The sequence below is a fragment of the Streptomyces sp. NPDC018947 genome, from assembly GCF_044390505.1.
Lineage (GTDB): Bacteria > Actinomycetota > Actinomycetes > Streptomycetales > Streptomycetaceae > Streptomyces.
The window spans coordinates 463,036-472,498 of the sequence record NZ_JBIRZD010000002.1 but is presented as its reverse complement, the minus strand read 5'-3'; the positions used below and the strand labels follow the sequence as shown (position 1 = coordinate 472,498).

Sequence of the window (9,463 nt, the reverse complement as noted above, 5' to 3'; positions counted from 1 at the left end):
TGGGGGGCGCGCGCTGTTTGGTTTTACCAGGCCGGGGCGGCGGGGGGGGGGGGGGGGGTGGGGGGGGGCGGCGGCGGCCCGGGGGGGGGGCCGGCCCCGGCGCCGGTCTCGTGGGGCGGGGTCAGGACGCGGCGGTGAACCCGGCCCCGGTCAGCACCTTCTGCCCCTCCGGGGACCGCACGAGCGCGATGAACGCCTTGGCCGCCTCGGCGTTCGGCGCGTCCTCGAGCAGGGCGATCGGGTAGTCGTTGACGGCCTTCGCCGACTCGGGGAAGGGCACTCCCCGCACCTTGTCGCCGGCCGCCGTCACATCGGTCTTGTAGACCACGGCGGCGTCCGCCTCCTTCAGGACCACCTTGTTCAGGGCGGACTTGACGTCCTCCTCGTAGGAGACCGGCGTCAGCTTCAGACCCGCGGCGGTCAACGCCTTGTCCGTCGCGGCGCCGCACGGCACCGTCCTGTCGCACAGGACGACCTTCAGTCCGGGCCCGGTCAGGTCCTTCAGGGAGGAGATCCCGTCCGGGTTGCCGGGCAGGGTGGCGATCTCGAGCCGGTTGCGGACGAAGGTGGCCGGCGCCCCGGCGGCACCCCCGGCGTCCGTGACGGTCTTCATCGTCCGGGGGCTGGCGGAGGCGAACACATCGGCCGGAGCCCCGCTGGTGATGCCCGCGGCGAGCGAGTCGCTGCCGCCGAAGTTGAAGACGACCTTCGTGCCGGGGTGCTGCTTCTCGAACCGCTCGCCGATCTCGGTGAAGCTCTCCGTCAGCGAGGCCGCGGCGAAGACGTTCACGGTCCCGGACACCTTGTCCGGACCGCCGGCCGAGGCGGAGGAGCCGGACTTCCCCGGGGAGTCCGACTCCGGGTCGGACGACGAGCACGCGCTCAGGGCCAGCAGCGCGGCGGCGCTCGCCCCGATCACCTGCACGGTGCGGCGGGTCCGACGCGCGGAACTGATCATCACGGGTCCACTCCCTCAAGGTCCTGAACGGATCGAGCCGCTCGACGACCGCCGGCCGGCGGTCGTGGCGGGGCGACGGTGTGCCTACGCCGATCATAGTTGCGCAGATGCCAGGGGAAAGTCTCCTGTCACTTCGCATGAGCCGCCCAATCCATTCCTTCGCCTGGCATGTGCGTTTGCACGGGGTGCCCGCCCGGGCCGTGGAGCGGCCGACGGTGGTCTGCGTGGGTTCCGCCCACGCCGGCGGCCGCGACCTGGGGTGTACCGGGTTCGGGCCCGGGTAGGCGCACCAACCGGATCGCTTGATTCCGCTTGTGATCCATGACTGCGTGAAGCTGGAGGAAAGAGCGTGAAGAACATGACGCGGAACCTCGCGGCCACCGGCGTGGCCGCCGTGACCGCCACGAGCGCACTCCTGGCCGGCACCGGCCCCGCCGCGGCGGCCGGACAGCACGTTCACCGCACCGGCGGCCGGGCCGCCGCCGCGGCCGCCCACCACCCCTCTCCGCGCCCCGCCCCCCACCGCCACATCGACCCCTGGGTCATGGACCAGCTGCGCGTGTTCGACCCGGCCGCCGCCCACCGGCTCGCGGTCTACGACCCCTGGGTCAAGGACCAACTGGCCTGGCTCGCCGGGCAGAAGAGCTGACCCCACGCTGCCCAGCAGCTCGATCGGAGCGGCGGACGGCTCCCGGGCCGTGTTGGATGGGCGTATGAGTCGGACACCCGCCCTTCGCCTGCGGCAGGCCATCACCCGGACCCGGGACGCCACGAGGGGGCGCCCGCCCAGCGGGCGCCCCCCGGAGCAGGCCGACGACGTGCTCGGCACCTTCGCCACCGACGGGGCCCTGGGCTTCGACCCCTTCCCCTTCCTGCGGGCGCTGCACGACGCAGGCTCCCGCGCCGTGGTCATCGGCCAGGTCGCCGGCATCCTGCACGGCTCCGCCGAACCGACCGGGGACCTCGACCTGCTCTGGGACGGCACCCCCGACGAGGCACGCGCCCTGCGCGACGCCCTCACCCTGTGCGGCTGCGCCGATCCGCCCGACCTGGACCGCGAGCAGACGGGGTACCGGGTCGCCGGGGCCGGCGGAGACCTGTGCACCCCCGCCCTGCCCTGGGGCGCCATGGATGTCGCGCCCTGCCTGACCAGGGCCGAGACCACCTACGACCCCGAGGGCTTCACCATCCGCTACGCCGCGCTCGACGACCTCATCCGCATGCGGCGGGCCCTCGGCCGTCCCAAGGACCGGCGCCGCGCGGACGAACTCGAACGTCTGCGCACCTGACCCGGGCCCCCGGTTCGGGCACCGGCCGGGCCGCGCGGGGCCGCAGGCGGGCTCCGTCGCGTCGCGCCGGGCGCGCTCACTGGCTGGAGTACCCGCCGTCCACCACGAACTCCGACCCCGTGGCGTAGCTCGCCTCGTCCGACAGCAGGTAGAGCACCATCCCGGCGATCTCGGCGGGCCGCGCCGCCCGCCGGATCGGCTGGTGCTCCACCAGCGCGTGCGAGCGGTCCGAGTCCGCCGTCATCCCGGTGGCCACCACCCCCGGATGCACCGAGTTGACGCGGACACCGTGCGGGGCGAACTCCTGCGCCGCCGCCTTCGTCATGCCGCGCACGGCCCACTTGGACGCCGTGTAGCCGAGGATGTACGGGAAGGCGATCATCCCGCCCACCGAGGAGACGTTGACGATCGAGCCGCCGCCGGCCGCCCGCATCGACGGCAGCACCGTCTTCATGCCGAGGAACACGCCCACCTGGTTGACGTCCACCACGCGCCGGTAGTCGGCCTCCGTCAGGTCCTCCACAGGACAGCGGTGGACCATCCCGGCGTTGTTCACCAGGCCGGTGACCGGGCCGTACGCCTCCTCCGTGCGCGCGACCGCCGCCCGCCACGCCGCCTCGCCGGTGACGTCCAGCTCCACGAACAGCGCGTCGGCGGCGCCGAGTTCCGCCGCGAGTGCCCTGCCCTCCGGCGCGAGCACGTCCCCGATCACGACCTTCGCGCCCTCCGCGACCAGCGTCCGCGCGGTGGCGGCGCCCAGACCGCGCGCCCCGCCCGTCACGAGGACCACCTTGCCGTCCACCCGTCCGCTCATGCCGCTACCTCCCGTGGGCCGCCGTTGCGCGGGCAGCGGCGATGCTCGCAGCGGACCGCCCGCGACGGCACCCGGCTCTTCCCGCTCACCGGGAAAGGGCACTGCCGCGGCGCGGCCCGGTGCGGGCAGGCTCGACGGGCACCCCGTGTCGGCGCGGCACGAGGCTCCCCCCGAGCATCCGCAACCAGGAGAACCGCTGATGTCCGTCGATCTGACAGGAAAGGTCGCGCTCGTCACCGGCGCGGCACGAGGCATGGGCGCGGCCGAGGCCCGCCTGCTCACCGAACTCGGCGCGAAGGTCGTCCTCACCGACGTGCTGGAGGCCGAGGGCGAGGCGACGGCCGCCTCCCTCGGCGCCGCCGCCCGGTTCGTACGGCACGACGTCACCGACGAGAAGGACTGGACCGACGCGGTGGCCGCCGCCGTGGACGGCTTCGGCCGGCTCGACGTGCTCGTCAACAACGCCGCCGTCTACAGCACCTCGCCCATCGTCGAGGAGGACCCGGCGCGCCTGGAGACGATCCTGAGGGTCGATCTGGTCGGCCCGTTCCTCGGCATCCGTGCCGTCGCCGGGGTGATGAAGGCCGCCGGCGGCGGCTCCATCGTCAACATCTCCTCGCAGGCCGGTCTCCAGGGACTGTGGGGGCACGGCGCGTACGGCGCCGCGAAGTGGGGGCTGCGCGGCCTCACCAGGACGGCGGCCCTGGAACTCGGCGCGGACGGCATCCGCGTCAACTCCGTGCACCCGGGCGCCATCGCCACGGCGATGACCGGGCACCTGGCAGGCAAGGAGCACCCGAGCGCCCCGCTGGGACGGATCGGGGAGCCGGAGGAGGTCGCCCGTCTCGTCGCGTTCCTCGCCTCCGACGACGCGTCCTACATGTCCGGGGCCGAACTCGCCGTCGACGGAGGCGCGTCGGCGGGCAGGCTGCCCGTCCTCCCGAGCCGGGGAGCGGACGCGTGACGCGCCCGAGCCCCGAGGTACGGGCGTTCATCGACCGGGCCGCCGCCGCCTTCCCGCCGCTGGGCACGGAGATGACGGACATCGCCGAGGTGCGCGCCTTCTTCGCCTCCCGCCCCGCGCCCGCCCTGCCCCCGCTGCCCGTCGCACACGTCCGCGACGACGACGCCCAGGGAGTGCCCGTACGGGTCTACGACCCCTGCCGCCACGAGGACGCGCCGGTGGTCCTGTTCTGCCACGGCGGCGGGTTCGTCCTGTGCGACCTCGACAGCCACGACGACTTCTGCCGCCGCATGGCCGACGCCACCGGCGCGGTCGTCGTCTCCGTCGACTACCGGCGCGCGCCCGAGCACCCGTTCCCCGCCGGGCCCGAGGACGCGTACACGGCCCTGCTGTGGACCGCGAAGACCTTCCCGGGCCGCCGGACCGCCGTCGCCGGGGACAGCGCGGGCGCCAACCTCGCCACCGTCCTCACCCTGCTCGCCCGCGACCGCGGCGGCCCCGAACTCGCCTTCCAGGCGCTCTACTACCCGATGCTCGACCCCGCCCGCTCCCGGCCCTCCCACCGCGAGAACGCGCGGGGCTACTTCCTCACCGCCGACCATCTGCGCTGGTACTGGGACAGCTACCTGCCCGACCCGGCGCGGCGGACCGAGCCCCGCGCCGCCCCGCTGGCCCACGCCGACCTGACCGGGCTTCCGCCGGCCCACGTCGTCACCGCCGGACTCGACCCCCTGCGCGACGACGGCCTGGCGTACGCGGAAGCACTCACCGCGGCCCGGGTCCCCGTCCAGGCGCACCACTACGCCGGGATGTTCCACGGCTTCCTGTCCATGGCCGCCGCCCTGCCCGAGGCCGCCGGGGCCCGCGGGACCGCGTTCGCCACTCTGCGCACGGCCCTCGGCGCCGCGTGACACCGGAGCGGGCCCCGCCCCCGAAGGGGGACGGGGCCCGTCCGCGTGCCGTCCCGGGAGTCAGCGGGGGATCAGGTCGAAGCCCTTGTACCCGGACGCCGCCACCTCCGCGATGATCTGCCCGTACACCCCGAACCCGCCGACGTACGGCATGAACACCCTGGGCTTGCCGGGGATGTTGGCGCCGAGGTACCAGGAGTCCGCCGCCATCATCAAGGTGGCCTCCGCGCGCTCGCGGCACTCGGTGACCCACTCCTCCACCGCCTCCTCGGTCGCCTCCACGGCCGCGTACCCGTGCTCGTCGAGGTACCGCAGGCAGTCGGCGAGCCAGTCGCCGTGCTGCTCCGCCGCGAGGACCACGTTGGCCATGACGGAAGGACTGCCGGGGCCGGTGAGGTTGAAGAAGTTCGGGAAGCCGTCGACGCCGAGGCCCAGGTAGGTGCGCGGACCGGCCCGCCAGGCGTCCTTCAGCAGCTTCCCGCCCCGGCCGCGCACCTCGATCCGGTCGACGGCACCGGTCATCGCGTCGAACCCGGTGGCGTAGACGATCGCGTCCAGCTCCACGTGCTCGCCGTCCGCGAGGACGATCCCCCGCGCGTCGATCCGCTCGATCGCGTTGGCGCGCAGATCGACCAGGCGCACGTTGTCCCGGTTGTACGTCTCGTAGTACCCGGAGTCGGTGACGATGCGCTTGGTGCCGATGGGATGGTCGGTGGGGATGAGCGGGGCGGCGACGGCCGGGTCGTCGATCAGCGCGCGGATCTTCTCCTCCCAGAACGCGCGCGCCGCGTCGTTGGCGGCCCGGTCGGTGAGCTGGTCGGGGAACGTCTTGGAGTACAGCACACCCCCCAGCTCCCAGCGCCTCTGGAACGCGGCCCGCCGCTCCTCCTCGCTCACCTCCAGCGTGTTGGCGTGGTGGGGGACGTGCGGTGAGCCGCCGCCGCTCAGCCGTGACAGGCGGCGCCGCTCGGCGTAGCCGGCCTTCTGCTCCCGGCGGGTGCGCTCGTCCAGCGGCCGGTTGCCGGCCGGGATGCTGAAGTTGGCGCTGCGCTGGAACACGGTCAGCCGCTCGGCCTGCCGCGCGATCAGCGGGACGGACTGGATGCCGGAGGACCCGGTGCCGATCACGCCGACCCGCAGCCCGGTGAAGTCCACGCCCCCGTGCGGCCATTCACCGGTGTGGTACGCCCCCCCGGCGAACGTGTCCGCGCCGGGTATCCGGGGCCGGTGGGCGCTGGAGAGGCAGCCCACCGCGAACACGCAGAACCGCGCCGACAGCACCTCGCCGCGGTCGGTGCGCACCGTCCAGCGCAGCGCCTCCCCGTCCAGTTCGGCGGAGGTCACCGAGGTGGAGAAGGTGTAGCTGCGGCGCAGGTCGAAGCGGTCGGCGACATGGCGCAGATAGCGCATGATCTCCGGCTGGGTGGCGTACTTCTCGCTCCAGTCCCACTCCTGCTGGAGGTCCTCGTCGAAGGAGTACGAGTAGTCCACGGACTCCACGTCGCAGCGGGCCCCCGGGTAGCGGTTCCAGTACCAGACGCCGCCCACGTCGTCCCCGCGTTCGAAGCCCCGCACGGTGTAGCCGAGGCCGCGCAGCCTGTGCACGGTGTAGAGGCCGGTGACGCCCGCGCCGACGACCACGACGTCGACCTGCTCGGGGGACTTGCCGGTGTCGTTCATGTTCCGACTCCTGACTGGTGGTCCGGGGTGAGAAGTGATGTGGGTGCTCAGGGGAAGGGAGCGGGGTGGCCGCGCGGCCCGTGCTCACGCGGGCGTGTCCCGCGCCAGCCGCCGCAGCGCGGCCTTGTCGACCTTTCCCGCGGCGTTGTGCGGCAGCTCGGTCAGGCGGTGGAAGGCGCGCGGCGCCTTGAAGTTGGCGAGGTGCTCACGGGTGTACGCGGTCAGCTCCGCCGCGTCGATACGGGCCCCGGCCGCCGGCACGCAGTACGCGACGCCGACCTCGCCGAGCCGCTCGTCCGGCGTGCCGACGACCGCCGCGTCCATCACGGCCGGGTGGCCGCGCAGCACCTGCTCCACCTCCGCCGGGTACACGTTGAAGCCGCCCACGACGAACATGTCCTTGAGCCGGTCCGTGATCCGCAGGCATCCGCGCTCGTCCAGCACACCGACGTCCCCGGTGTGCAGCCAGCCGTCCGCGTCGACCGCGTCGGCGGTGGCCTCCGGGTCGTCCAGGTAGCCCCGCATCACGTGGTAGCCGCGGGTCAGGATCTCGCCGGGCTGCCCGGGCGGGGCGTCGATGCGCAACTCGGTGCCCTCCAGGGCCGTTCCGGAGGTGCGGGCCAGGGTCTCGGGGGACTCGTGCGGCCGGCAGATCGTGACCACGCCGCTCGCCTCGGTCAGCCCGTACGCCGTGCTGATGTTCCGGGCGCCGATGCACTCGCGGATCCGGTCGATGAGTTCGGTGGGGATGTTCGCGGCTCCGGTGACCGCCATCCGCATCGAGGAGAGGTCGTAGGCCCCGCGCTCGGGGTGGTGGATGAGGGAGGTGAAGACCGTGGGCGCGCCGGTCAGGACGGAGATGCGCTCGTCCTGCATCCGGGCGAGGACGGTGCGCGCGTCGAAGACGGGCTCGGGGACGATCGTGGCCCCGTGCAGCAGGCAGGCGATGACGCCGGCCTTGTAGCCGAAGGTGTGGAAGAAGGGGTTCACCAGGAGGTAGCGGTCGCCGTGCCGGAGGGTGACCGACCGGGCCCAGGCGTCGTAGACGCGCAGGTTCTGCCCGTGGGTGGTGGGAACCCCCTTGGGCCGGCCGGTGGTGCCGGAGGTGAAGAGGATGTCGGCGGTGTCGCAGGGGCGGACGGCGGCGGAGCGGGCGAGGCGTTCCTCCTCGCCCACCCCGTCCGCGCCCGACAGGAACTCGTCCCACTCCGGTGCGTGCAGGGCCACCGTGGTCCGCAGCAGCGGCAGTTCCTCGCCCGAACCGGCGAGCAGCGCGCGGTAGTCCGTGCCCAGGAAGTCGTGCTCGGTGAAGAGGAGCCGGGCTCCGGAACGGCGCAGCATGTCCGCCGCCTCGGCCGCCCGGTAGCGGGTGTTGAGGGGGATCAGCACCGCGCCCGCCGTCACCGCTCCCAGCGCGGCCACCACCCAGCGGGCACTGTTGGGCGCCCACACGGCGACCGAGTCGCCGGGACGTATCCCCTGCGCGATCACCGCCCGCGCCACCTCGGCGATCCGCTCGCGCAGTTCCGTGAACGTCCAGCGGTCCCCGCCGAAGACCAGGGCCTCCTCGTCGCCGTACTTCTGCGCGGCCCAGTCCGCGAGCCGGGCGATCGTCTGCGCGCCGCTCATGATCCGTCACGTCCTCCCTGCCGCCCGCGCCCCCGGGGGCGCGGGCCTGGAACTACAGCCGGGAGGAGAGTGGCAGCCGGGGACGGCGCGGCGCAGGGGCGAGTTCCCGGTCAGCGGGATTCCGTCCGCCGGCCCGCTCGGCACGGGGCGGGCCGCCGCGGGGGACGCCCTCGGCGGGTACGGCAGAGGGCGGGCCCCCGGGTGCCGGGGAGCCCGCCCTCGCGGCCGTACGGCGTCACATCCAACTGTGCGAGCGCGCCCACCGCATGATGTCGCCCATCGGGACGGGTGCCTCCGTCGGGGGCGCCTCCACCGGCGGCGCGAACCGGGCGGCCCGGCCCGGACCGTGCAGCTCGGCCCAGATCGACCGGGTGCACGACTGGAGCAGCGGGATCAGCCGCTCCAGCGAGCGGTGCCCGCCCATCGACGACACGGAGACCGCGGCGATCGCCCGTCCCGCGCCCCGCAGCGGAGCCGCCACGCACACCAGCCCCGGGTAGGTCCCCTCGAAGTCGAAGGCGACGCCCCGGTCCCGCACGGAGAGCAGTTCCGTGCGGAAGGGCGCCGAGTGCGTCACCGTGCGGTGGGTGCGGGGATGGAGGCCGGCCGCCACCACCCGCTCCACGCACGCCGGGTCGCCGAAGCCGAGGATGGCCTTGCCGGCGGCGGTGCAGTGCGCGGGGAGGCGGGCGCCGACGCGGGTCGGGACCACCTGGGCGTCGAGGCAGCCGATGCGCTCCAGGCAGACGACCTCGGTGCCGTCCAGGACGTAGAGCTGGACGAGCTTGCCGGTCGCCTCGTGCAGATCGTCCAGCTTGGGCAGGGCCGCCCGCAGCAGCCGGTTGTGGTGGGCGGCGAGTCCGCCGTGCTCCAGGATGCGCATCCCCATGCGGTAGTCCCGGCCCTCCCGTTCCAGCCAGCGGAGCTGCACGAGCTGGTCGAGGATGCGGTGGGCGGAGGAGCGGCTGAGACCCGAGCGGCGGATGACCTCCGTGAGGGAGAGCCGCGGCTGCGTCCCGTCGAAGGCAGCCAGTACCTTCTCGGCCTTCTTCAGCAGGGACAGGGGCGCCGCGTCCGGCGTGGAATCGGCCGACCTCCCGGGTGCCGTCCGGCCCTGGTCGTCTCTCGGGGGAAGTCCGGTCCGCTCGTCCGCCACTGCCTCATGAAGCACAGCAAACCCCCTGATCAACGGGATGATCGGTGAACGCGCGCATGTCG

9 protein-coding genes are annotated in these 9,463 nt (G+C 73.9%); 4 read left to right on the top strand and 5 right to left on the bottom strand.

Translation table 11 applies throughout. The features are described from left to right. Positions 1–121: 121 nt before the first annotated feature. Positions 122–958, bottom strand: coding sequence for a molybdate ABC transporter substrate-binding protein (gene modA, locus ACH499_RS06795; RefSeq protein WP_399014151.1), 837 nt, complete (start codon positions 956–958; stop codon positions 122–124). A gap of 349 nt (positions 959–1,307) precedes the next feature. Here modA and ACH499_RS06790 point away from each other — a divergent pair, with 349 nt between their 5' ends. Then, on the top strand, positions 1,308–1,607 hold the full coding sequence (locus tag ACH499_RS06790) for a hypothetical protein (RefSeq protein WP_399014150.1): 300 nt from the start codon (positions 1,308–1,310) through the stop codon (positions 1,605–1,607). A 64-nt stretch (positions 1,608–1,671) separates the two neighbouring features. Then, complete coding sequence (locus ACH499_RS06785) at positions 1,672–2,247, top strand: hypothetical protein (protein WP_399014149.1); 576 nt, start codon at positions 1,672–1,674, stop codon at positions 2,245–2,247. Between the two features lie 76 nt (positions 2,248–2,323). Here the strand turns inward: ACH499_RS06785 and ACH499_RS06780 are convergent, their stop codons facing one another. Beyond that, the gene (locus ACH499_RS06780; protein WP_399014148.1) at positions 2,324–3,061 is read right to left on the bottom strand and encodes a glucose 1-dehydrogenase; all 738 of its coding nucleotides are present in this window, start codon (positions 3,059–3,061) and stop codon (positions 2,324–2,326) included. 199 nt (positions 3,062–3,260) lie between these two features. Here ACH499_RS06780 and ACH499_RS06775 point away from each other — a divergent pair, with 199 nt between their 5' ends. After that, on the top strand, positions 3,261–4,025 hold the full coding sequence (locus ACH499_RS06775; RefSeq protein ID WP_399014147.1) for a glucose 1-dehydrogenase: 765 nt from the start codon (positions 3,261–3,263) through the stop codon (positions 4,023–4,025). Next, on the top strand, positions 4,022–4,936 hold the full coding sequence (locus ACH499_RS06770) for an alpha/beta hydrolase (RefSeq protein ID WP_399014146.1): 915 nt from the start codon (positions 4,022–4,024) through the stop codon (positions 4,934–4,936). Before ACH499_RS06775 ends, ACH499_RS06770 begins: the two co-directional genes overlap by 4 nt. A gap of 60 nt (positions 4,937–4,996) precedes the next feature. Here the strand turns inward: ACH499_RS06770 and ACH499_RS06765 are convergent, their stop codons facing one another. From ACH499_RS06765 to ACH499_RS06755, 3 genes are all read right to left on the bottom strand, one after another. After that, on the bottom strand, positions 4,997–6,616 hold the full coding sequence (locus ACH499_RS06765; RefSeq protein WP_399014145.1) for a flavin-containing monooxygenase: 1,620 nt from the start codon (positions 6,614–6,616) through the stop codon (positions 4,997–4,999). Between the two features lie 84 nt (positions 6,617–6,700). Next, positions 6,701–8,245 carry a FadD3 family acyl-CoA ligase gene (locus tag ACH499_RS06760; RefSeq protein WP_399014144.1) on the bottom strand — a complete coding sequence of 515 codons (1,545 nt, stop codon included), beginning with the start codon at positions 8,243–8,245 and terminating at the stop codon, positions 6,701–6,703. Between the two features lie 235 nt (positions 8,246–8,480). After that, complete coding sequence (locus tag ACH499_RS06755) at positions 8,481–9,416, bottom strand: IclR family transcriptional regulator (RefSeq protein WP_399014143.1); 936 nt, start codon at positions 9,414–9,416, stop codon at positions 8,481–8,483. Positions 9,417–9,463: the final 47 nt, after the last annotated feature.